The following is a 22,329-nucleotide window of genomic DNA, read 5'->3' on the forward strand; positions in this document are numbered from 1 at the left end:
ATCTGCTCAGTCTGCGAGAAATTAATATTTCCGCATGCAGATCACGCAGATTTTTAATTCAGTGGAAATACCTCGGATCCGGATATTTAAAAATAAAATCAAGTTCTGAAATTAGCTTTGAAGAGAGGATAATTTTCCCCTCACCTATTATTCCTTCAAAAGATTTCAAATTTTGCTGAGCATTGATCACCTGGGCTTTTGACGGATGTTGTGGTGCAGAGACATTGTACAGTTTTCCTTCTGATCCTCTTTCGATCATTTTTTCGATCACCCTGCAGATATCTTCATAGTGAATGTGATTCACAGGAGCTTCAGAATTTGAAACCGTATAGTTTTTAAGAAGCCTGTTATCTCCCATGAGTCCTGATAACCTAAAAATATTAACCTGCGGATATCTGTTTTTCATCATTCTTTCACCAGGAACATTATCCGTAGAAAGATTTTCTTCTGTATATTCTCCCGGAATATCCGGATATACACCAGTAGAGCTCATCACAAACATCTGCCCCTTAAAATCGCCGATAAATGAAAATAAATGCTGAATCCTGTTATATAGTGAACTTGCACAACAGCTTTTACCGGAAATCGGAATGGTAATGATGAGGATATCGATATCTTTAATCTCAGTCCATGGGGTAATCTTTTCTTCCAGCTGAAAATCCGGAAAGCTGGCAACAATAGTATTAAACCCTTTAGTAGACAATTCATCAGCCTTGTTTTTTGTAGTGGTGGTAGTGTATATTTTATACTTCCCGGACATTGAACCGGCAATCCTTGACCCCAGCCAGCCACAACCTATAATTCCTATTTTCTTCATAAATTTTCAAGTGTATGCATTAATACTCTAAATCTTTCTCCTTTCTATAAGCAGAACATCAGCAAAATTAAATCAATTTATATTGTCTGCAATTCTTTCATCCTCCTCACATTCTTCCCATACAAATTGATGTATTTATGCATCAGTTTTTTTGTCTCATCTTGGACCTAACAACTGTTAGTAGTAAAACTACGACAAAAAGAAAAATAGCCTTTCTTTTTTTTCCTATTTAAGTCTTTGCTTCTTATATTTGTTTCACGTGGATGTGATTTTAATAACAGCATTACAAAACTGTAATTCAGAATATTAAATTCATTAAAACTAAATATTAATTATATTTTAAAATTTAAAAATATACAGGGATCTATTCCCGGCATCAGGTGAAAACAGAACGATAACTCCTCACAAAGATACTATTCTGTTGACATTAACCAGACAGTATTTTGATCTGCAGTGAGTAATAAGAACAGCCATAATGCAGTCTGGTATTCCGGACTGCTGTTACATACACTAACCAGAAAAAATATGTTATGTTCCAGGACAGCAAATCATCAAAAAACCAGATTTCAAAATCTAAAAAAGATCTGGACAGTATAAAACCGGCAGATCTAGGCTCAGGTCAAGAAACTGAAAAAAAAACTGAAAAAATAAAAAAAACAGTACAGACGGCCGGACAAGCTCTCTCCTATACCGATAATTTCATGAACAAAGCTGCACAGCCTAACACAGCTCTGGTTTCTGAAAATAAAATTTGGAACGAGCAGCCTACTTCCAAAATATACAATGCCGGATCAATTCCGAAAAGTGAACTTTTAGGAATCAATCGTGTGGTTAAGCTGGAAATCGTTATTGAAGGTAAAATAATCAAGCACTTCAAGCATTTTAAACTGACCCAAAGTGCTATTAAACATCACGAGTTTAATCTTATGCTTGCGCATGATGCTTTGGGTGGCGCAGAAAACCACAATCTAGAGCAGGCACAAAACTTTCTGGGCAAAAGAATCACAGTAGTATTTAAATATAAAGATGTAGAAGAAAGTCCCGAACGAAACTTTGTGGGAGTTATTACAGAAGTAGGATTCAGCCAGGAAAAAGGTAGTCTGGGAAATATTGTTCTTACCGGAAACAGCCCGACTGTACTTCTTGATGCGGCACCACACATTCAGAGTTTTGGTGGCACAAAAGAGATCAGCCTAAACAGCATTGCAGACTGGGTAATAAAAGAAGGACTGGGTTCCAATAAATTTGATTTCAGAGTAGATTCCCAGCATGGAAATGTTTCCTACAGCTCACAATATGACGAAACCCATTACAACTATCTCGCAAGAATGGCCGAAGCTTATGGAGAACAGTTTTATTATGATGGCGAGGTTCTTCATTTTGGGAAATTGCCTCCACAGGAAAAACCTGTTCAGTTGGTTTACGGAAGCAGCGTACATGATATTAAGATCAAAATGAGAGCTCAGCATGTGAACCCTGTTTTTTACGGTTATAACAGTAGCAAAAATGAAAAACTTACAACTGGAAGTTCCAAAATAAACCATCAGTCAGACATTGCGAAACGTGCCTATGAAATATCCAGGGCAACCTTCACAACACCTTCATTAAGAGTAGCTCCAATCAAAGCATCTACATTTATGGATATTGATGCCTCACAGAAAGGTACGGCGGGAAGTAAAGCTGTAGATGTTTTCATCACTTCCGGGAGCACTTCCGTCCCGTTTTTATATCCGGGATGTACTGCAGATGTAGAAATGCGAAAATCTGAAACCAACCAGACCACCTATTTTACCAAACTTATGATCACAGAGGTCAGCCACGAGGTAGATGCAAGAGGTCATTATACCGGAAATTTTGAAGCAATAGCAGCAGATACCGGATTTATGCCACGTCCCGAATTTCAGATGCCTAAAGCAGATCCTCAGTTCGCTAAAGTTATTTCAAATACTGACCCTCTTAACCAGGGCCGTATACAGGTTCAGTTTGACTGGCAAAACGGACAGGATACCACAGAATTTATCCGTGTCATGACTCCCGATGCAGGCGGAAGCGATAAAGTAAGTAAAAACCGCGGTTTTATGGCTATTCCTGAAGTTGGAGATCAGGTGGTTGTCAATTTTGTACATCAGCATCCGGACCGTCCTTTTGTAATGGGGGGAATGTTTCATGGAGGTGTTGGCGGCGGCGGCGGACAAAACAATAACGTTAAAAGCCTGAGCAGCCGGAGTGGTAATAAACTGGAACTGGATGACGGTGCTGGATCAGTATTCTTAACTGATCAAGGAGGAGCCAATATGAAATTTGACGGTGCCGGAAATGCAATAACGAATACCAACAATGATAAAACAGTCACTGTAGGAAATAATAATACGGTAAATGTTGGAAGTCTAAGTTCTATCAATGTAGGAGGAAAAGAGGGCGGAGGGGCCAATTCTATGCTGAAAATGGATAATGGCGGAAATATTACTCTGGAATGCGACACAACCATTACCATCAAAACAGGGAGCAGCTCAATAACCATGACTACAGGAGGAGATATTACTATAGAAGGGCTCAATGTAAAGGTTATAGGAAAAACAACTACAGAGCTTGGAAAAGCTGCTGCCAATCCTGGAATTAAGATTGATAGTGATATCAATGCCAAAGCTGCCAAAATTAATACCTCATCTTCAGGACCTACCAATATCAAGGGGGCTGATGTGGAAATCAATAAAGGATAATCATGCAGGTGAATATAGAAAACAAGGGTGAATACCGGAAGTATACTTTTCTCAGAGAAGAAAGGTATCAGTTCCAGGGCCTCAGAAATGAAAACTATATTGAAGCTGAACTTAAGGTTACATTAACTTCTATTGAAAATGAAAAGCCAGTTTTTACCGTTGAAATGCCATTTTATAAGCAATCCAATAAAGACGGCATGTACAAATGGGTTGGAGATCTGCATCAGTTGAGAAAAAAAATAGTATGTACCCTCAATGAAAACGGTCAGCTTGGAAAGATTATCAATTTAACGGAAGTCCAGAATCAATGGAGAGAAATAAAACCCAAAATCATCCTGAAGCACAGAAGTGAAAAATACCGTGAACTTTTCATTAAGGGCGTAGAAGAACTTTTGGAGGATGGTGAACGTCTGGCTGAGGCTCTACGTTTCGCAATGCCCTATCAACTGCTTTTTCCCGGCATCCATTTCAAAGAGTTTAAAAAAAACGAGATCATCAACGGATATCGCGAGCTTCCCAACTTTATTGCGGCCAAAAGTGTTCCCATTACTACAGAAGAAAGAATTTCAAAATTAGAAGACGGCAGGTATCAAATTGATGTGAAAGGAAGCATAGACGAAGACAATTTTGAGCAGGATAAAGTAACCGCTATGATCCGTATCTTAAAGAACCGACCCCGTGTACCGACTCTTCTGCAACTTAATTATATAGAACGCTATCTTCTGGAAGAGTGGCCATGGTCTGAACAGAGCATGTGCATGAGCCTGGCACAGATTCCCGGCACATTATACCGTGAAGAAAAAAATATTTTAAAAGCTGCAGCCCATGACCATCCCACTGCTTGATATTGTATTTCAGAATGACCGATATTATCTTCTCTTCGATGATGAGAAGATCCTGGAGCCTCCGGTTACCAGAGAATGGCATATTTATGCAGACGGAGAATATACCTGCTCTATCAACAATTGTAAGGTTTCGGAGCTGTTGAAAGTTCCGGGTAAGATTTTTCTGGAAACCCGGGAAAACCTTAATAAACTGGAAAATAGTTTCAGAAGATTGAATCATGTAATCCTGAGCTCAGATAAAATTAACCTCTAAATCATCGCATTATGGCAAAAAAATACGTGCCCGAAGGTGCCTTTTTAGCTTGCGACAAAGGAACAAGCCCCTCTACCCTGCGGGTGAGCAACAATAAGAACACGACCATATACAGTGTTCCCATGGCCTCCGAACTGGATTTTCTTCCTTTTTTCAATATCAAGCCCATGGGTTTTTGTACCAACCCTTTAAAATGGGCAACAGGGGCTTCGTGCCTGCCAACCATTCTCACTGGATGGCAAGCGCCAAAGGACGGGGTAAAGATCAATGGCAGCCGGATGCTCTTGGAAGATTCTTTCTGTAATTGTATATTTGGCGGAAAGATTAATATCTTCTTTGACAGAGCTGCCGCGGTATCCTATGGCGTCGGAGAAGGAAAAATGCCCTCTGATTATATAAAGGAAGGTTTTGACTGGATCGCTGAGCAAAATAAAAAAGGCCGGGAAATGCGGGACCAAATGCTACCGGACTGGATGAAGCCTGTAACAGGTGTCGGAGACTGGTTCAGTGATCTGGGGACAGGACTGGTAGAAGGAGCCGTAAACGGTGTTGTAGGTTTAGGCGAAACAATTTATCAGGTGGGTCAGGATCCCGTGGGCACTGCTGAAGCATTGGGAGGAATGGTAAGTGACGGATGGAATGCAGCTACCGAAGGTGTTGGAAATGCCTGGGACTGGGCCAGCAAAGGAGATAACTGGAGCAATGCAGCAGAAGGAGCCTGGAACTGGGCCAGTGACGGACAAAACTGGGCAGATGCAGGAAGCGCAGCCTGGGAAGGCACTAAAGATGCTGCAAGCTGGGTTGCTGAAAACCCCAGAACAATAGGAACCACTGTTGGGGAATTTATTCCTGATGCCGCTGCTGCTGCATTTAGTGGGGGATCTTCCTTAGCATTGACTGGTGCTAAAGTTGCCGGAAAAGAAGCACTTGAAGAAGCTGGTGAAAGAATAGTTCGGGAAGGCGTAGAAGAAGCAGGTGAGCGGGCAGCAAGGGAGGGTGGAGAAGCTGTAGCTACCAGAACAGGTAGAGAACTTATAGAATCTTTAGGTGATGATGCAGCTGATATTGCCCGAGTAATTACAAGAACTACGGATGATATTCAAGATGATATTATAAAACAGGTTAAGGATGGAGATATAGAACTTAGTACTTCCGCAAGAAAAGGTAATTTTGGTGAAATGACTGCAGATAGAGATATGATGGATAAAGGGTATGAACCTTTACATCAGAGGCTAACAGACATTGACGCCTCGACTCACCAAGGAATTGATGGAGTATTTAAAAATCCTGGACCACCACCATCATATGTTGTTGTAGATGCTAAATATGGTCAAGCCGGACTCAGTACACTAACAGACGGAACTAGACAGATGTCTGATAAATGGATACAGGACAGATTGGGTAATACTGTTTCTAGACAAGAGTTGCGTAATATAACACAATCAGGTTACGAGAGAGTTGTTGGAAAAGTTGACGCAAATGGAAATATTGTTTATAGACGTGTTGATGCAAATGGATATATAATTAGAGGAAATGCAGGAAAATGGCCATAAACCAATAAAAAAATAAAAAAAATATGAGAACTAGATTTAAGAGCCCTGAGTATTTTGAAAACTATATCACATTAAATAATGAAGATATTGAATTTTATGAAGACGGATTAAAATCTGGAGCTACTAAAGAGGATCGAATCCCCGCTGTAAGCAGACAGATTTTTACAACAAGTATTCATACCATCATTGCAAAATATTCTGCCGGAGCTCCTATTCAGGAAATGCAAAATGACTTCTTAAAAGTTATTGATAATTTAAAAACCGGGTGGCAGAGTGATACTCCTACTATTCAGTTTGATGATTATATATTAATGCTTTGGATGCTTTCATTAGGTGTTTTATTGGACATTTCGGAAGATGATTACAAAAAAATAACAACCGTTCTGGATAATAGTAATCACAAAGATTATATTTATGATATAATTATTTCGTCCAAAATATCCGACAGAAATATAGATTCAAATATATATTATCCTGACGAATTTGGTTTTTTAAAAGATCTTTATGACGAAAAAAATATTGCTGCATTAAAAGATTATTTAAATGATAGCTGGTACAAAAAAATGAAATCTACCTATTGGTACGATAATGATAAAAACAAAAACGATGTTTTCTTTGGATACTGGAGTTTTGAAAGCGGAGCTTTTGTGAAAATCTTAAGATTGGATGATTCATCTTTAAAAGAACAGCAATATTACCCTTACGATCTGGTTCATTGGAAATCATAAAATATGGAAAAATATGTAGAAATTATTAAACTCCTTGTTTCAAATGAGGACGATAGGAATTCTATTATTGATAGACTTATTGAAATTAAAAGTAACTCTTCATTATATGAAGATACTTTCTTCAGAATGCCGGATGATGGTCAAGATATAATCTGGTTGGCAATGGTAGATATGCTTATTGAAAGCGGACATGCATTTGAGATCGATTGGAAAGAGGATTACAGCACAGCTAAAAACCAGACAGAAATACTGTTAGGAAACAAAAATGCAGCTGTAGAAATTGAAAAAGATGAAGATCTCTATAATTTGGAAGCCGAATCCTTTTTTCCCCTTCTTAATAAAAAGATAGAAAAATCTGGTTATCAGCTTTTAAACTTAGATATTGACAGCGACAGTTATGTTAGCCTATTAGCCAATTATGAATGCATACATAGACTTTTATCTTTAGATAATCGAATAAAGGAATATAGATAAGATTTTCAATAATATTCACATTAAAAGGTTTCAGATTGGGACCTTTTAATTTTGATATCCACAGCCAAGTATTCTGTAGACTTAAAACTTGAATGGCAGGTTCCTACCCCAGCAGGTGAATTGGCAGATTTATTTGATGATGCTAATATGGGATATTAAAGATTTATCAAAACAACCGCCTTGGGGTAGTAATATTGCTGAAAGAATAACGAGCTTAGCCAATTATTTTTATGATGGTGAAGATCTCTTCGCTGTATTCAAAAAAGCTATGGATGTAGCAAAGAAAGTTAATAAAGAATTATCAGTTCAAAGTTTATAAATAGCTATAAGTTTTTTATATAATCAATCGCTTTAAGGCGGTTTTTTCATTTTAATACTAGTTAAAAATGTCAATTAAACTGTATATGAGAATTAAATAGAACAACCTATACCTCTTTCCAGGGTTTTGATTCTAAAACTCATTGATCATTATATAGAAGTGCCCGGAATATAAGCTTTCAGGTCCTCCGGAGATGTTAGTAAGGTTAAGCGTAATACTGGAAACAGAGGTCATTCTTGGATTCGATATGGAGAAAGAACTATTTCCGGCAAAATCTCCTGCAGGAGAAACTACAATCACAGCTCTTGCAGATCCGGGCTGCATATTTGTTGGGACCGGAATTTCCATGGTGACAGATTTTCCGGGAGATAAATTGTTTACGGAAACTGATGGCCAGACTTCAAAAGTAATTTGATTTTTCTGTACACTCCCCTTTTCACCCAATTTGTATGAACCATTTACATCCAATTTAGCGGAAGTATTGGGAATTCCTGTACCTATTCCAACATTAGCATTGTTATTTCCGAGAACAATTGCATTAGCCTGGGAAGTCACGGCCCCATATCCTATTGCTGTAGAAAACTGCCCCAAAGCATTTGCCCCCGACCCTATTGCTGTAGAATTCTGGTGATTGGTCACTGCATTATACCCTACAGCCGTTTCACTGTTGGAACTTGTTTTTGCATTATATCCTACTGCAGTAGACTGAAATCCTGATGCTGTTGAGTTTTTTCCTAATGCTGTTGCATCATTTGTTGTTGTTTTAGCATTATATCCTGCAGCAATAGATTGAAAACCTGATGCTTCCGCATTATTTCCTATTGCTGTAGCTTCGTTCATTGTTACTTTGGCGTTGAAGCCTACTGCTGTTGACTGGTACCCGGAAATTTTAGTATTGGCTCCCAAGGCCACCGATTCATTGGCCGTAACGGAAGTATTTGTTCCGATGGCAATTCCCTGATAAGCGCTGCTGGAATTCCCCAGGGCAATACCATTCTGGTCCGCATTGGCCGCCATTCCAAAACTTATTGAATTATTTACCCCCAATCTCCCAACTGTAGTAGAATTTACTTTAAAGATAAGGTCGTCCGAAGTATTGGTTCCTAAAGAAAGATTGGTATTAGCCCCGCCTGAATTACCGCTGTTTGTTGCCGTGCTATTCCATGCTGAAAGTGATGAAGCACTTCCTCCATTCGTTCCATTTCCACTGGTTCCTGAACTGATGGAAAGCATATTCCATTTGGATTTGCTCCAGTAATAAAACCCCTGTTCCGTTAAACTTCCTTTCCCATTATTCCAGACAATAAGACCTTCTGCCGGATTTTGAATGGTTACCTGATCTATATTTGATGCTAAAGACACACTTGGTAAAAGCACTCCTTTGTTTTTTGAACTGATATGTAACATAGCAGAAGAGTCAGGCTCATTTAAACCAATCCCCACCTGTGCGTTAATAAAATTAGTAGTAAGTAAAAAAAGAAGAAAGAGTTGAAGTTTGAATTTACCCTGCATCGCCTTATTGTTCATAGTTATTTTTTTGAGGCTGCAAATATACGAATTTATAATAAAATAGCTATATTTTTTATCAAATCAATAAATAAACACCTGGCAGTGATTAAATCAACACTTAATCACTTGTAGTTGAAACATTACCGGATAGTAAAGAAACTAAAAACATAGTATTTATGCGGTATAAGAGAGTCTTTATATTCTATTTTCGCTAATAATAAATTACATTATCTATAAAAAATATCACATAAAAATGAATAAAATAAAATTTAAATCTGTCTAACGAAACAGTTTCCAATATGATCATTTACCATTCCGGTGGCCTGCATATGAGCGTAAACCACTGTAGATCCCATAAATTTAAAACCTCTTTTCTTAAGATCTTTGGATAAAGCATCAGAAATATCTGTTACAGCCGGAACATCAGCCAGAGTTTTAGGACAATTGTCCACTGGATTTCCTCCTACGAAACCCCAGATATATTTTGAAAAGCTTCCAAACTCTTTCTGAATTTCCAGGAATCTCTGCGCATTGGATACTGTAGCGCTTATTTTAAGGCGGTTTCTTATAATTCCCGCATCATTCATGAGCTCTTCAATTTTATCTTCCGTATAATCCGCAATTTTTTTATAATTAAAATCATCAAAAGCTTTTCTGAAATTTTCCCTTTTAGAAAGGATAGTATACCAGCTCAGCCCTGCCTGAAAGCTTTCAAGGATCAGAAATTCAAAAATAGTTTCATCATCATAAATAGGCCTTCCCCATTCTTCATCATGATATTTTCGGTAAAGGTCGTCTTTATCACACCAGCCGCAGCGTATTTTCTCCATAACAGTAATTTTTTATACCATACTAAAGGTAATACTGATTTGTGAAAGTATAACAAAAGATTAAGAAAAGTTTAACAGCAGTTCCGGATTTTAGGAATGGTTATTGTTTATTTACTGTTACACAACAATAAAATATTATATTATGAACAATTCAGAATACAACAAAGCCGAAAATGCAGTAAATAACACAGAAAACTCTTTAAAGAATGCAGCAGACAATGCTAAGTGGAAAATTGAGGATCTGGCAGCCAGAGCAAAAGATTATATCAATGAAAAAAGAAACAATGATGAAGAGGCACAGCAGGAAGACTGGTTTGAAAAAGTAAAGAATAACGCCGCTGATGCATGGGATGACATAAAAGATAAAGCCAATGAAGCCTGGGAAAAAACTAAAGATGCTGCAGAAGATGTAAAAGCAGAATGGAACAAGAAAACCAATTAAAATTTCCGTCATATAAATATTTTCAAGAAAATGGAGTCTTAAATCAATAAGGCTCCATTTTTATGATGTCAAAAACACAAATTATTGCTACATTTGTATTTAAATAAACATTAAAAAATTATGTCATACGGTTTACTTAAAGGCAAAAAGGGAATTATTTTTGGAGCCCTTAATGAGCAATCAATCGCATGGAAAGTTGCAGAAAGATGTCATGAAGAAGGTGCTGAATTTATCTTATCAAATGCCCCTATTGCTTTGAGAATGGGAGAACTTAATGGTTTAGCAGAAAAAACAGGTTCTGAGGTAATCGCTGCAGATGCTACTTCTATTGAAGATCTTGAAAAACTTTTTGATGCTGCGACAGCAAAATTCGGGAAAATAGATTTTATCCTTCACTCTATAGGCATGTCCGTAAATGTAAGAAAAGGAAAGCATTATACTGAAATGAATTATGACTGGTTGGAAAAAGGCTGGGATATTTCAGCGGTTTCTTTCCACAAGGTAATGCGTGTAGCCTGGGAAAAAGACTGCATGAACGAGTGGGGAAGCATTTTGGCACTTACCTATATTGCAGCTCAGAGAACTTTCCCTGACTACAATGATATGTCTGATAATAAGGCTTATCTGGAAAGTATTGCAAGAACATTCGGAAATTACTGGGGCGAGAGAAAAGTACGTGTAAATACAGTTTCCCAATCTCCTACACCTACTACAGCAGGTAGCGGTGTGAAAGGTTTCGGCGGCTTCCTTGGATACGCTGAAGATATGTCTCCACTGGGGAATGCTACAGCGCTTGACTGTGCCAACTATTGTGTAACGTTATTCTCTGACCTTACTAAGAAAGTAACGATGCAGAATCTATTCCATGATGGTGGTTTCAGCAGCTCCGGAGTTACGCAGAAAGTGATCAGCAAATATGATGTTGAATAACAGCATTTAAAATATATTGCAAAAATAAACCGGCGGCCTCTACGAGGCCGCCGGTTCTATAAAAATGTTAATATGAAGTTACAGGATAACAGTCTGTATAGAATGTGCCGGCGCAGATAATTTCGCGGCCATTCCTTCGATCCACAGATTTGTTTCAATATCATTCCCGGAATCATTCATGATCACAGTAACCAGCTGACCGTTCTCATTCATGAAAGTGGTAGATGTAAGAGCAGCTCTGTTTGAAGAACTTCCGATCCTCTGTGCATTAGGCTTGATAAATTTTGAAACATGGCCTACATAATAATATTCATAGGTATAATGTACTTCTCCGGTTTTGGTATCAGCTATGATTGGGGCAAAACAAAAGTTCCCGACATGGTTCGGGCCTCCGGTTTCATCCAGCAACACATTCCAGTCTGTCCACAAAGCGGTTCCTTTATTGAAATCGTTAAGCATATTTCTTCCGTAAAGTTCACCCAGGCTCACATCATAAATTCCGGACATATTGAACTGCTCTTTACAGCCTTCGGTAAAAGCCAGGAACTTATCAGGGAAAGCTCTCTGCGTTTCAGCTAAATTATCGAAAAGCTGGGTTTTATTATTCCAGGTTTCATACCAGTGATACCCGATTCCGCTTGCATATTTCGAGGTTTCAGGATCGCTTAAAGTTGTTGTTGCTCTTTGGTAGATCAAATCCCGGTTGTGATCCCAGATCATTACCTTTTTGTCTTTGTAGCCGTTTTTCCAAAGCGTCGGGCCCAGATTGTTCTTAAGAAATTCACCTTCTTCTTCAGCTGAATAAATACAGGACTCCCAGGTCTGTGTTGCCATCGGCTCATTCTGTATAGTCAGCCCCCAGATGTTGATCCCTCTTTTTTCGTATTCTTTAATGAATTTAATGTAATAATCTGCCCAGGTCTGATAAAATGCGTTTTCCAGACGGCCTCCTTTCAGCATGCTTTTATTGGATTTCATCCAGGCTGGCGGACTCCATGGGGAGAAGTAAAATGTAAAATCTTTTCCTATCGCTTTCTGGGCTTCTTTGATCATCGGGATCTTATACTTTTCGTCATGGGCAATATTGAAAGTCTTTAAAGCCGTATCATTATCTTCCACATACGTATAGGAATCGCTGGAAAAATCACAGGAGTTCATATTGGTACGAACTACTGTGTAGCCTAATCCATTTTTCCCAAAATAAGCCTCTATAATCTCTTTCTGCTTATTCTTCGGCATTTTATAAAAGGTTTCTGCTGAAGCATCAGTGATGGCTCCACCTATTCCGATCAGCTTCTGATATTTAAAATCCGGATCTACAAATATACAGGCATCCGTTTCTTTAGGCTGTCCGAATTTCTCAAACTTAACAATCCCTTTATCGGCCATTTTTTCATTGGTCTTGGAATTGGTAAGAATGACCTTCGCTGTTTTCCCTGCATTCTTTTTCCAATAGTTCTGTGCATTAGCATTCAGAAACGCTCCTACTGCCAAACAGCTTACAATTAGTTTTTTCATAATTTTTCTTTCTGTTATTGGACGCAACCGCCCTCTCTTCATTATTTATTTTGATAAACCCTTACATAGTCTATATAATATTTCTGCGGAAATATGCTGTCATCTATTCCTTCTTTTCCACCCCAGAAACCGCCTACCGCCAGATTTAAAATAATAAAATACGGCTTATCGAAAGGCCATGCTTCATAGGTTTTTTCTTTATTTTCATAGGTGAAAAACCTTTGTCCGTCAATGTAGACATCTATTGTCTCTGGTGTCCAGTCTGCTTTATACACATGAAATTTTTCACTTGCATCTTTTACAATCAAAGTATCCGTTTTCTGTGTCCCTTGAACATGATTGTATTTCTTAGTGTGAACTGAAGCATGAATAAATCCTTGATTAAAGCCTACATGTTCCATGATATCCAGCTCACCGTCATCAGGCCATTTCTTCATACCTTCACTCATCATCCAGATCGCCGGCCAGGTTCCGCGGCCTTTGGGAAGTTTTGCCCTTACTTCTACTGTTCCGTACTGGAAAGAGAATTTCCCTTTGGTCAAAAGCCTTGCAGAAGTATATCTATTCTTGTCCCAATTTTCTTTTCTGGCTTCAATGACAAGATTTCCACCTTCCATTCTGGCGTTTTCAAGTCTTTTCTTTGTATAAAATTGAGCTTCTTCATTTCCATATCCGTCTCCTCCTACATCGTAATTCCATTTTAATGAATCAGGAAGCCCGGTTCCGTTAAATTCATCACTCCAGATCAATTTTTTGGTAGAGCTTATTTTATTTGAGGTACAACCTACTGCAGAAAAAATCAGAATTCTTCCTATTAAAAAGTAAATACTGTTACTGATTTTCATTTTCTAATTTCTATATTTAATATTTTGTAACACAAATTGATTCAGTCAAAGATTTTTCAATCATTTTCAAAAATGAAATCTGGATTTACTTTGAAAGTATATTCATCTTGATTAAATTCTAAAAAACCAATTTTTGACAACTCTAATAATATGTTTCCCAGTGCCTTACTTTTCTCACTACTTGTCCAATAACAAGATTTAAACCTTGGAAAATCATCCTCAGGTATCATTCCCAACTGTAATGCTAATTGATGCATTGCAATATCAGCATCCGTCCATTCCTTCATTTCTTCTTTTAATGTTGTCATTGCTTATCTATTTTACCCAATTGATTCTTTTCGTCTGAACATCCTGGGAATTGGTTCCAACCATGATATCAAATTCGCCACTTTCCCAATCATAATTCAGGTCATTATCGAAAAACTTCAGGTCTTCCGGAGTCAATTTGAAATCAACTTTTTTACTTTCCCCTTTTTTGATGAATATTTTCTGAAATCCTTTAAGCTCTTTAACCGGTCTTACTACTTTTCCGAAAAGATCCCTGATATAAAGCTGTACCACTTCTTCTCCATCATATTTCCCGGTATTGGAAACCGTTACACTGATATTTAAAGTCTGGCTTCCTTTAAGATTGACTGAACTTAATACCATGTCAGAATATTTAAAATCCGTATAGCTTAATCCGTATCCGAATGGAAATTTCGGATCATTATCAAGATCAATATAAGCTGAAACATAATTCCGGTCCATATTATTTTTCGCAGGTCTCCCTGTGTTGTAATGATTATAATAAATTGGGATCTGCCCTTCAGTTCTTGGGAAGCTCATTGGAAGTTTCCCTCCAGGATTCACTGTTCCGAACAGAACATCGGCAATAGAATTTCCGGCTTCAGTTCCCAGCCACCAATTATAGGTTATTGCAGGGATATTATCTGCTGCCCAATTGAATATCAAAGGTCTTCCAGCATTAATCATTAAAATAACAGGTTTTCCTGTTTTAGCTATTTCTTTCAGTAAGTCTTCCTGTACGCCGGAAAAACCGATACTGCTTCTGCTTTTTGCTTCACCACTCATTGCATGACCTTCTCCTAAAGTCATGATCACTACATCAGCTTTTTTCGCAGTTTCCACTGCTTCTGCAAACATGGATCTGTCCTGATCATCTACATTACAGCCTTTTGCATATAATAAGGTTGAATTTTTATCGAGCTGATTTTTAATTCCGTCAAACTGAGAAACGATTCTTTGGTTGTCATCTTTGAAGGCAATAGACCAGAAACCGTGGTTGGCTACTGTTTCTTTCCCAAAAGGCCCGATCAGCGCAACGGTTTTCACGGTTTTTGAAAGCGGAAGAATATTTCCTTTATTTTTTAGGAGAACAATACTTTTTGAACCGAACTCTCTCCCGAATTTTCGGTGTTCCTGATTGTCGGTCTGTTCCTTTTGTCTTTTTTCATTACTGAATCTGTAAGGATCATCGAAAAGCCCCATTTCAAATTTCTTGGCTAAAATTCTGCCTGCTGCATCATCTACCAATTTAATATCGATTTTTCCTTCTTTAACAAGCTTTGGCAGTTCCGTCATATAAACCCGGCTTTCCATATCCATATCGCTACCACCTAGAATTGCTCTTTCAGCAGCTTCATGAGCATCTTTGGCATAACCGTGAGGAATCATTTCCCCAATGCTTCCCCAGTCTGATACCACAAAGCCTTTATAATTCCATTTTCCTTTTAAAAGTTCTCTTTGAATATATTTATTAGCCGTAGCAGGGATTCCGCTGATATCGTTAAATGAATTCATAAATGTGGCCACTCCTGCTTCAGCCGCCGCTTTAAACGGGGGTAGATAGGTTTCATTCAATTGTCTTAAACTCATATCGACAGAATTGTAATCTCTTCCGCCGACAGCTGCTCCATAGGCTGCAAAATGTTTGGCACAGGCCATCACAGCATCAAGGCTTCCCAAGCCTCTTCCTTGAAATCCTTTGATTCTTGCCAGACCAATCTGGGTCCCCAAATAGGTATCTTCCCCGGAGCCTTCCATTACCCTTCCCCATCTCGGATCTCTCGCTATATCTACCATAGGCGCAAAGGTCCAGTGTATACCGTAAGCAGAAGCTTCTGTGGCTGCAATTCTTTCTGATTTTTCAATCATTGCAAGATCCCAGCTTGCCGCCTGCCCCAGGTTAACAGGAAAAGTCGTCCGGTAGCCATGGATAACATCCTGCCCAAAGAGTAAAGGAATTTTCAGCCTTGACTGCTGGGCTAGTTTCTGAAAGGCCCTGGTCTCATCAGCACCCGCTACATTGAGCATGGAGCCTACTTTTCCTTTTTTTATTTCTTCTAAAACCGCAGCAGAATTGGACTGCTGAGGTCCTGTAGCATATTCAAATCCACTATACTGGACCATTTGCCCCACTTTTTCTTCGAGTGTCATTTTAGACAGCAGCTCAGACACTTTCTGATCAACCGTTTTCTGTCCGTGGACATTCATTCCCAATGCTGCAATTGTAAGTAAGAAATAAGCTTTTTTCATGATATTAAATTAAAAAACATAAGTCGCTGCCGAGTTTCCTGAAAGGGTAACCGGAGCGCTCTTTCCGTTATATTTGATATTAAAACTTTCATCTGCACTGTTACCATTCTGGATAATAAGCACTGTTTTTCCGGCAGGCGTTTTAAAGGCCGCCGTAGAAAGTGTTTCTGTCTGTGTGGAAGCAATACGCCGGGAACCTGCAGGTACAAATTTAGAAGCGTGTGCAATGATGTAATAAGAAACATTTCTGGTGAAATTCTCACTGTCGGAAACTGTTATTGCCCCTTTACATTCCGTACATCCGCCGTCTGTATGCGGTTTGTACTGCGGATCATTCGCTACGTTCCATTCTAAAGCAATCTTGCTCCAGTTTCTCATGGAACCGATGATTACATTTTTAACATGCCAGTTCAGGTCTTCACTAAAAGTTCCCTTCGATCCCGTCCACTGCTCGGTAAAATACAAATTTTTATCGGGAAATGCGTTGTGAACTGTACTTAACGCCGAAATATCTCCTTCATATAAATGGAAAGCCGAACCGTCAATATATTGATACGCTTCGGGATCTTTCAGAATATCAAGAACATATTCCGGTTTGTTGCAGTTATGATCGTAAACAACGATTTTTGTTTTGATATTATTAGCTTTAAATATTGGGCCTAGATGGCCTTTGACAAAATCTCTCTGCTGTTCAGACGGCATATACAAACTTGGGTTGTTTCCGGGATGAAGAGGTTCGTTCTGAGGCGTAATGGCATCAATGGTAATACCTTCTTTTTTCATTCCCTGGATATATTTTACAAAATATTCTGCATAGACTTTGTAAAATTCAGGCTTTAAACTTCCTCCTTTTGATTTTCCGTTGTCTTTCATCCAAACCGGAGATGACCATGGAGCAGCAATAATTTTGATATCGGGATTGATGGCTAAGATCTCTTTCAGCATCGCAATCAAATCTTTATCTTTTGCCAGGCTGAATTTTGAAAGTGCCGGATCTGTCTGGCCTTCCGGAAGATCATCATAAGAAAAAACCTCACCATCGAGATCGGAAGCTCCGATACTGAGTCGTAAATAGCTTATGGAAATTGAATTCTTACCTTTTCCAAAAAGCTCATTCAGAAGTGCTTTCCGTTTGGAAGATGAAAGCCTGTTGATCACCTCAACGCTTCCTCCTGTCAGGGTATATCCAAAACCGTCAACATATTGAAACTTTTGGGTGTCATCAATTTCAATATTCTGCCAGTTATTGACATTTGTTGTAAACCTAACCGGGCTCTGCTGCTGTAATTTTACACTTTCATTACCTTTCGTCAGCCAGAACTGAACATCACTTTCTTTATCCCCATTTACCGATGCACATGATACAGGAAAAAGTACCGCGCCGCAAAGCAGCGCAGTACCTTTAAAAAAGAAACTATATAAACTGTGAAACTTCATGTTTTAGTAGCCTGGATTTTGTTTTAAAGCAGTATTCGGCAATTCATTAAACGGAATGGGAAGAATTTCATTTTTATTTGCTTTAAATCCTTTGAATGCAAGCTTAGAAGGAGCATCTCCCCATCTGACAAGGTCAAACCACCTGTGTCCTTCTCCTGCCAGTTCTCTTCTTCTTTCGTCTTTAATAGCCTGTAGAGAAACAGGAATTGACGCTAACCCTACTCTTGCTCTTACGGCATCCAACAGTGCCTGAGCTCTTGCTCCTGAACCTCCTAATGCCTCAGCTTCCATCAGATAGGTATCTGCCAGTCTTATGGCAATATAGTTTTGTTGGAAGTTCAGCTCAGCATTACCACCACCGGTTGTCACATCACTTGTTCTAGGAAGATATTTATTGAGGAAATATCCAGAATCTTTATATCCCGGAGAATATACAATCTTATTTTCTGCCTTTAATTTTTTAGCATTGAAAATGGTGGCATCAAGACGCGGATCGTTCTGCATAAAATTAAAAAGATCATCCGTTACTGGGTTGAAGCCCCAGCCTGAATAGATACTTGGTGCATCGTTATTGGGTATATTGGTATTACGGCCGTATGATATAATTCCCAGCATTACGTTGATTGAATTTCCTTCATCTTTCCCCTGCCCCCAGAAATCCCACACGGAATTCCCTGTATTGGTATGCATTACTTCAAGAATAGATTCTGTTGTAAACTTGTTACTTACTTGCCATAAATCTGCAAAATTCTGAACCAGTTGATATCCGTACTGATTGACCTGTCCCGGAATTCCGTTGACCATCTGCAACTGTTCAGCTGCCAAAGCGTATTTTTTGTCATAAAGGTAGATTTTACCTAAAATAGCTCTTGCCGAACCTTGCGTAATTCTTCCGGTTTCTGCTTTATTTGCTGGAGGAATGGAGACAGGTAGATCATTTATAGAGGTAAGAATATCAGTTTCTATCTGGTTATATATTACTTTAGGATCCTCCTGTTTAATATTATAATAATCTTCATTAAACTGGATGGGTTTTAAGATCATCGGTATATTCCCAAATATCCTTACAAGCTCAAAATAATAGAGAGATCTTAGAACTTTAGCTTCTGCAATAAATCTTTTTCTTTTCTGATCATTCATATCAGCATTGGGAATTCTTTCTAACAAAAGATTAGCTTTTGCAATTCCTTGGTAATAATCTTTCCAGTAGCTGGGAGGCATGATCACAGCATTGATTGTATAGTTCGAGAATCCCTGGATTCCTGCTCCATCTGTAGAACTTCCTCCACCGGAATAAAAGTCATCTGATGCAGCATTGAAAAAGGTCACTTCATTCTCAAATCCACCTGAATATTTCCTCAGCATATCGTAAACAGCAATAAGACCGCTGAAAGACTGCTCTTCATTTTTGAAATAATTATCTGTGTCAAAGGTCCCTGTATTTTTTACATCTTCAAGATTGCTGTCATTACAGGAAGCGGCTCCGAAACTAATTCCGGTTAGCATTAAAACAGATATGCTTTTATAGATAAATCTTGTATTTTTCATTTTTTCTTAATTAAAATTGAATGTTAGCACCAAAAAGGAATGTTCTTGCCTGTGGATAATATGCTCTGTCTACACCAAATGTATCATTTCCGGCAATTTCCGGATCGTAGCCTGTATATTTTGTAAATGTAGCAAGGTTTTCACCTGTAACATAGAATCTTACTTTACTTGCTCCTATGGTCTTGGCAACTTCTACCGGAAGTGTATAACCCACCTGCACAAGTTTCAGACGAAGATAATCACCTTTTTGAAGATAGTAATTAGACATTCTTGTATAATTCTGGTTAGGATCATCCTGAGTGACTCTGGCCACCGTGTTCGATGTCCCTTCACCAGTCCATCTATCCAGGATTGTTGTTTGGTAATTGGCATCCTGGATATCTAGTCTTCTCAACCCTTGAAAAATTTTGTTTCCGGCTTGTCCCTGTGCAAATATCATCACATCAAAGTTTTTATAATTCATATTTAGGGTAAGACCAAAAGTATATTTCGGAACTGAGTTTCCAAGATTCACATAATCATTTTCATCGATCTTTCCGTCTCCGTTAGCATCAAGACGTTTAAAATCTCCAGGTTTTGCATTGGGCTGAATCAGGTTTCCACTGGCATCCTTGTAAGCATTAACCTCTGATTCATTCTGGAAAACACCTAAATTCTGAAATCCATAAAATGCTCCGTAGGAAGATCCTACCTGCAGCCTTGAAACAGCACCCATTGACTGGAACGATGCAAAGGGTACATATAACTTGTCTCCTTCCAGTCGGGTAATTTCATTTTTAAGATAACTGAAGTTTCCGTTAGCAGAAAATCCGAAATCGCCCCAGCTCTTTTTATATCCTAAAGTAACTTCTACCCCATCATTGTTCATGTCACCAATATTTCTCCACGGATCTTTTACAAGCCCCAAGTAACCGGGAAGTTCAATTCTTCTTAAAATATCTGTACTTTTCTTTCTGTAAACATCTACAGATAAATCAAAATCTCTAAAAAGCTTAATATCAGCTGCTATATTAATTTGTGATGTCTTTTCCCATCGCAGTTCAGGATTCTCCAATGTACTTGGTGCATATCCGATATGAATAATATTGTCACCAAAGGTATAGTTACTTCCTGGAGACAGGAAGTTGGCAAACTGAAAATCATCAATAGCGTCATTCCCTAAAATTCCGTACCCACCTCTCAGCTTGAAGCTGTTGACAACTTTATTTTCAGGCCAGAAGCTCTCGTTTGATACATTCCACCCTAAAGACATTGCCGGGAAGTTCCCCCAGTGATAAGCTCTGGCAAATTTTGAGGACCCATCTCTTCGTATTGTTCCTGTAAATAAATATTTATTATTATAGTCGTATACAACCCTTGCGAAATAAGAAGTTTTATGGGTTTCTTTTCCGTCCCAGGCATTGGTTAACCTGTCTGTCTGAGGAATTTCAAAGTTAAATGATGCATCTTCCCAGTTGTTGGTAGGAAGGTTTTTATAGGTTGTATTCTGACCTGAAGAGATATTGTATTCATAATATCCCTGCCCTAGCAGTACATTTAAATTGTGATCACCGAACTTATTCTGATAAGTAAGCGTATTTTCGGTACTCCACTCAAATTTTTTATCGATCTGTCTGAATAAATTATTAAAATCAGTCTTATTCGCAGGTCCTAAGTAATATTTAGGAGTAAATGCCTGTTCACCCCAATAGGATAATTTCCCGTTCATACTTGATTTAAAAGTGAAGTTTTTGTTGAATTTTAATTCAGCAAATACATTCGCTACAATATCATCACTCCATTTGTATCTTCCCAGCTGTGTTTTTTTAAACGCAATCGGGTTAGACATTTCCTTATTTACACGACTCGAAATTCCATATGGATTTCCATTTTCATCCCGTACAAGAGATCCCATAATATCGGGATTGTTATATGGATTTGTAGCCAGCATAGCAGGATCGGTAACTACTACTGGTGTAAGCGGATCCATATTTATAGCCGAACTCAATGGACCTCCGAATTCTCCATTTTCATTAATCCCTTGGGATTTGGTATGTGTATAAGCGAATGTCTGTCCTACCGTTAGAAAATCAAATATTTTATGGTTTGAATTCAGTCTGGCATTCAGTCTTTTGTAGTAAGAGATATCTCTCATCACTATACCTTCCTGATCATAGTATCCGAATGAAGAATAATAGGTAGACTTATCGTTTCCTCCACTGATGCTGAATTCGTGAGAAGTACGCTGTGCCGTATTAAATATTTCTTTTTGCCAGTCTGTTCCTTGCCCATATCCTGAAGGGTTTGCGAAAACAGGATTACGTCCGTCGTTTACGTTTGCTTCATTAATGATTGTCGCATACTGAGTCGCATTGAGGAGGTCTAGTTTTTTAGAGGCACTTCCAACACCGAAGAATCCATTGTAAGAAAGGTTAAGACGACCTTTTACCCCTTTTTTAGTTGTGATCAGAACTACCCCTTTTGCGGCAGAAACTCCGTAGATTGCGGCAGAGGCTCCATCCTTAAGAATTTCCATCCCTTCAATATCAGACTGATTCAGCCATCCGATATTATCCACAACAATACCATCCACTACCCATAAAGGGTCATTACTTCCTGCCCCAAAACTGGTAATACCCCGGACACGAATGGTCGCTTTTGAACCGGGTTGCCCCGAATTTGAAATCACTGTAACACCTGCTGCTCTTCCTTGGAGAACCTGCTCCGGCCTTCCTGCTGGAGCATTTTCAATATCTTTTGCTTTAATACTTGCAATAGCTCCAGTCACATTACTCTTTTTCTGTGTACCGTAACCGATCACGATGACTTCCTCTATTTTATTCTCTTTCGGAACAGTGTCCTTTACACTGGTCTGTGCACTGAAATTAGCTGTAAAATACATTACAGCAACCACCCCCAGGCTTCTTGATATTCTTATATTCATATACAGTTAGTTTTTAATTCTCAAATTGAGACAATAAAAATATATTTTTTTTTAATTAATTAACATTCTATTCATAATTATTTTAATTTTTCGTTTATTT

19 protein-coding genes are annotated in these 22,329 nt (G+C 38.5%); 9 read left to right on the forward strand and 10 right to left on the reverse strand.

Annotated features, from left to right (window positions below):
- Positions 1-58: 58 nt before the first annotated feature.
- Positions 59-817: a hypothetical protein gene (locus tag J2T03_RS04275; protein WP_307209640.1), complete on the reverse strand. Its 759-nt coding sequence runs from the start codon at positions 815-817 to the stop codon at positions 59-61.
- Between the two features lie 530 nt (positions 818-1,347).
- Here J2T03_RS04275 and J2T03_RS04280 point away from each other — a divergent pair.
- The 7 genes from J2T03_RS04280 to J2T03_RS04310 all read left to right on the forward strand — a co-directional run bounded on the left by J2T03_RS04280 (position 1,348) and on the right by J2T03_RS04310 (position 7,709).
- Complete coding sequence (locus J2T03_RS04280) at positions 1,348-3,537, forward strand: type VI secretion system Vgr family protein (protein WP_306842251.1); 2,190 nt, start codon at positions 1,348-1,350, stop codon at positions 3,535-3,537.
- A 2-nt stretch (positions 3,538-3,539) separates the two neighbouring features.
- Complete coding sequence (locus J2T03_RS04285) at positions 3,540-4,382, forward strand: hypothetical protein (RefSeq protein WP_307209643.1); 843 nt, start codon at positions 3,540-3,542, stop codon at positions 4,380-4,382.
- The gene (locus tag J2T03_RS04290) at positions 4,363-4,635 is read left to right on the forward strand and encodes a hypothetical protein (RefSeq protein ID WP_307209645.1); all 273 of its coding nucleotides are present in this window, start codon (positions 4,363-4,365) and stop codon (positions 4,633-4,635) included. Before J2T03_RS04285 ends, J2T03_RS04290 begins: the two co-directional genes overlap by 20 nt.
- Positions 4,636-4,646: 11 nt before the next feature.
- Entirely contained in the window at positions 4,647-6,188 is a 1,542-nt protein-coding gene (locus tag J2T03_RS04295) for a PAAR-like protein (protein ID WP_306842245.1), read from the forward strand.
- A gap of 23 nt (positions 6,189-6,211) precedes the next feature.
- Complete coding sequence (locus J2T03_RS04300; protein ID WP_306842243.1) at positions 6,212-6,916, forward strand: PoNe immunity protein domain-containing protein; 705 nt, start codon at positions 6,212-6,214, stop codon at positions 6,914-6,916.
- Between the two features lie 3 nt (positions 6,917-6,919).
- Entirely contained in the window at positions 6,920-7,390 is a 471-nt protein-coding gene (locus J2T03_RS04305; RefSeq protein WP_307209647.1) for a DUF6630 family protein, read from the forward strand.
- Positions 7,391-7,526: 136 nt separating this feature from the next.
- Positions 7,527-7,709, forward strand: a complete 183-nt coding sequence (locus J2T03_RS04310) for an Imm70 family immunity protein (protein WP_307209649.1) — start codon at positions 7,527-7,529, stop codon at positions 7,707-7,709.
- A gap of 132 nt (positions 7,710-7,841) precedes the next feature.
- Here J2T03_RS04310 and J2T03_RS04315 read toward each other — a convergent pair whose 3' ends face one another.
- Both J2T03_RS04315 and J2T03_RS04320 read right to left on the reverse strand, forming a co-directional pair.
- On the reverse strand, positions 7,842-9,236 hold the full coding sequence (locus J2T03_RS04315; protein WP_307209652.1) for a hypothetical protein: 1,395 nt from the start codon (positions 9,234-9,236) through the stop codon (positions 7,842-7,844).
- Between the two features lie 251 nt (positions 9,237-9,487).
- On the reverse strand, positions 9,488-10,048 hold the full coding sequence (locus tag J2T03_RS04320; protein WP_307209653.1) for a DNA-3-methyladenine glycosylase I: 561 nt from the start codon (positions 10,046-10,048) through the stop codon (positions 9,488-9,490).
- 142 nt (positions 10,049-10,190) lie between these two features.
- Between J2T03_RS04320 and J2T03_RS04325 the strand changes: the two genes are divergently transcribed.
- Entirely contained in the window at positions 10,191-10,490 is a 300-nt protein-coding gene (locus tag J2T03_RS04325; RefSeq protein ID WP_306842236.1) for a hypothetical protein, read from the forward strand.
- 120 nt (positions 10,491-10,610) lie between these two features.
- On the forward strand, positions 10,611-11,420 hold the full coding sequence (locus tag J2T03_RS04330; protein ID WP_111953010.1) for an enoyl-ACP reductase FabI: 810 nt from the start codon (positions 10,611-10,613) through the stop codon (positions 11,418-11,420).
- A gap of 78 nt (positions 11,421-11,498) precedes the next feature.
- Here J2T03_RS04330 and J2T03_RS04335 read toward each other — a convergent pair whose 3' ends face one another.
- Genes J2T03_RS04335 through J2T03_RS04365 form a run of 7 tightly spaced genes read right to left on the reverse strand, consistent with a single transcriptional unit; the run spans position 11,499 to position 22,229 of the window.
- A complete protein-coding gene (locus J2T03_RS04335; protein WP_306842234.1) occupies positions 11,499-12,938 on the reverse strand; it encodes a glycoside hydrolase family 30 protein in 1,440 nt (479 codons plus the stop codon).
- 41 nt (positions 12,939-12,979) lie between these two features.
- Positions 12,980-13,783 carry a glycoside hydrolase family 16 protein gene (locus J2T03_RS04340; protein WP_307209655.1) on the reverse strand — a complete coding sequence of 268 codons (804 nt, stop codon included), beginning with the start codon at positions 13,781-13,783 and terminating at the stop codon, positions 12,980-12,982.
- A 56-nt stretch (positions 13,784-13,839) separates the two neighbouring features.
- The gene (locus J2T03_RS04345) at positions 13,840-14,091 is read right to left on the reverse strand and encodes a hypothetical protein (RefSeq protein WP_306842230.1); all 252 of its coding nucleotides are present in this window, start codon (positions 14,089-14,091) and stop codon (positions 13,840-13,842) included.
- A 7-nt stretch (positions 14,092-14,098) separates the two neighbouring features.
- Entirely contained in the window at positions 14,099-16,321 is a 2,223-nt protein-coding gene (gene bglX, locus J2T03_RS04350; RefSeq protein ID WP_307209657.1) for a beta-glucosidase BglX, read from the reverse strand.
- A gap of 9 nt (positions 16,322-16,330) precedes the next feature.
- Positions 16,331-17,758: a glycoside hydrolase family 30 protein gene (locus J2T03_RS04355; protein WP_307209658.1), complete on the reverse strand. Its 1,428-nt coding sequence runs from the start codon at positions 17,756-17,758 to the stop codon at positions 16,331-16,333.
- A 3-nt stretch (positions 17,759-17,761) separates the two neighbouring features.
- A complete protein-coding gene (locus tag J2T03_RS04360) occupies positions 17,762-19,306 on the reverse strand; it encodes a RagB/SusD family nutrient uptake outer membrane protein (protein WP_307209660.1) in 1,545 nt (514 codons plus the stop codon).
- A gap of 10 nt (positions 19,307-19,316) precedes the next feature.
- On the reverse strand, positions 19,317-22,229 hold the full coding sequence (locus J2T03_RS04365; RefSeq protein WP_307209661.1) for a SusC/RagA family TonB-linked outer membrane protein: 2,913 nt from the start codon (positions 22,227-22,229) through the stop codon (positions 19,317-19,319).
- Positions 22,230-22,329: the final 100 nt, after the last annotated feature.

Origin of the sequence: Chryseobacterium lathyri, assembly GCF_030812195.1 — a bacterium.
In the GTDB taxonomy this organism is placed as follows: domain Bacteria; phylum Bacteroidota; class Bacteroidia; order Flavobacteriales; family Weeksellaceae; genus Chryseobacterium; species Chryseobacterium lathyri_A.

What these genes read in the sequence shown, in the direction of transcription:
- J2T03_RS04325 (WP_306842236.1), top strand. Translation starts at nt 10,191, where the DNA reads ATGAACAATTCAGAATACAACAAAGCCGAAAATGCAGTAAATAACACA.
- bglX (WP_307209657.1), bottom strand. Translation starts at nt 16,321, where the DNA reads ATGAAAAAAGCTTATTTCTTACTTACAATTGCAGCATTGGGAATGAAT.
- J2T03_RS04345 (WP_306842230.1), bottom strand. Translation starts at nt 14,091, where the DNA reads ATGACAACATTAAAAGAAGAAATGAAGGAATGGACGGATGCTGATATT.
- J2T03_RS04280 (WP_306842251.1), top strand. Translation starts at nt 1,348, where the DNA reads ATGTTCCAGGACAGCAAATCATCAAAAAACCAGATTTCAAAATCTAAA.
- J2T03_RS04330 (WP_111953010.1), top strand. Translation starts at nt 10,611, where the DNA reads ATGTCATACGGTTTACTTAAAGGCAAAAAGGGAATTATTTTTGGAGCC.
- J2T03_RS04315 (WP_307209652.1), bottom strand. Translation starts at nt 9,236, where the DNA reads ATGAACAATAAGGCGATGCAGGGTAAATTCAAACTTCAACTCTTTCTT.
- J2T03_RS04305 (WP_307209647.1), top strand. Translation starts at nt 6,920, where the DNA reads ATGGAAAAATATGTAGAAATTATTAAACTCCTTGTTTCAAATGAGGAC.
- J2T03_RS04290 (WP_307209645.1), top strand. Translation starts at nt 4,363, where the DNA reads ATGACCATCCCACTGCTTGATATTGTATTTCAGAATGACCGATATTAT.
- J2T03_RS04300 (WP_306842243.1), top strand. Translation starts at nt 6,212, where the DNA reads ATGAGAACTAGATTTAAGAGCCCTGAGTATTTTGAAAACTATATCACA.
- J2T03_RS04335 (WP_306842234.1), bottom strand. Translation starts at nt 12,938, where the DNA reads ATGAAAAAACTAATTGTAAGCTGTTTGGCAGTAGGAGCGTTTCTGAAT.
- J2T03_RS04310 (WP_307209649.1), top strand. Translation starts at nt 7,527, where the DNA reads ATGATGCTAATATGGGATATTAAAGATTTATCAAAACAACCGCCTTGG.
- J2T03_RS04295 (WP_306842245.1), top strand. Translation starts at nt 4,647, where the DNA reads ATGGCAAAAAAATACGTGCCCGAAGGTGCCTTTTTAGCTTGCGACAAA.
- J2T03_RS04285 (WP_307209643.1), top strand. Translation starts at nt 3,540, where the DNA reads ATGCAGGTGAATATAGAAAACAAGGGTGAATACCGGAAGTATACTTTT.
- J2T03_RS04275 (WP_307209640.1), bottom strand. Translation starts at nt 817, where the DNA reads ATGAAGAAAATAGGAATTATAGGTTGTGGCTGGCTGGGGTCAAGGATT.
- J2T03_RS04320 (WP_307209653.1), bottom strand. Translation starts at nt 10,048, where the DNA reads ATGGAGAAAATACGCTGCGGCTGGTGTGATAAAGACGACCTTTACCGA.
- J2T03_RS04365 (WP_307209661.1), bottom strand. Translation starts at nt 22,229, where the DNA reads ATGAATATAAGAATATCAAGAAGCCTGGGGGTGGTTGCTGTAATGTAT.
- J2T03_RS04360 (WP_307209660.1), bottom strand. Translation starts at nt 19,306, where the DNA reads ATGAAAAATACAAGATTTATCTATAAAAGCATATCTGTTTTAATGCTA.
- J2T03_RS04355 (WP_307209658.1), bottom strand. Translation starts at nt 17,758, where the DNA reads ATGAAGTTTCACAGTTTATATAGTTTCTTTTTTAAAGGTACTGCGCTG.
- J2T03_RS04340 (WP_307209655.1), bottom strand. Translation starts at nt 13,783, where the DNA reads ATGAAAATCAGTAACAGTATTTACTTTTTAATAGGAAGAATTCTGATT.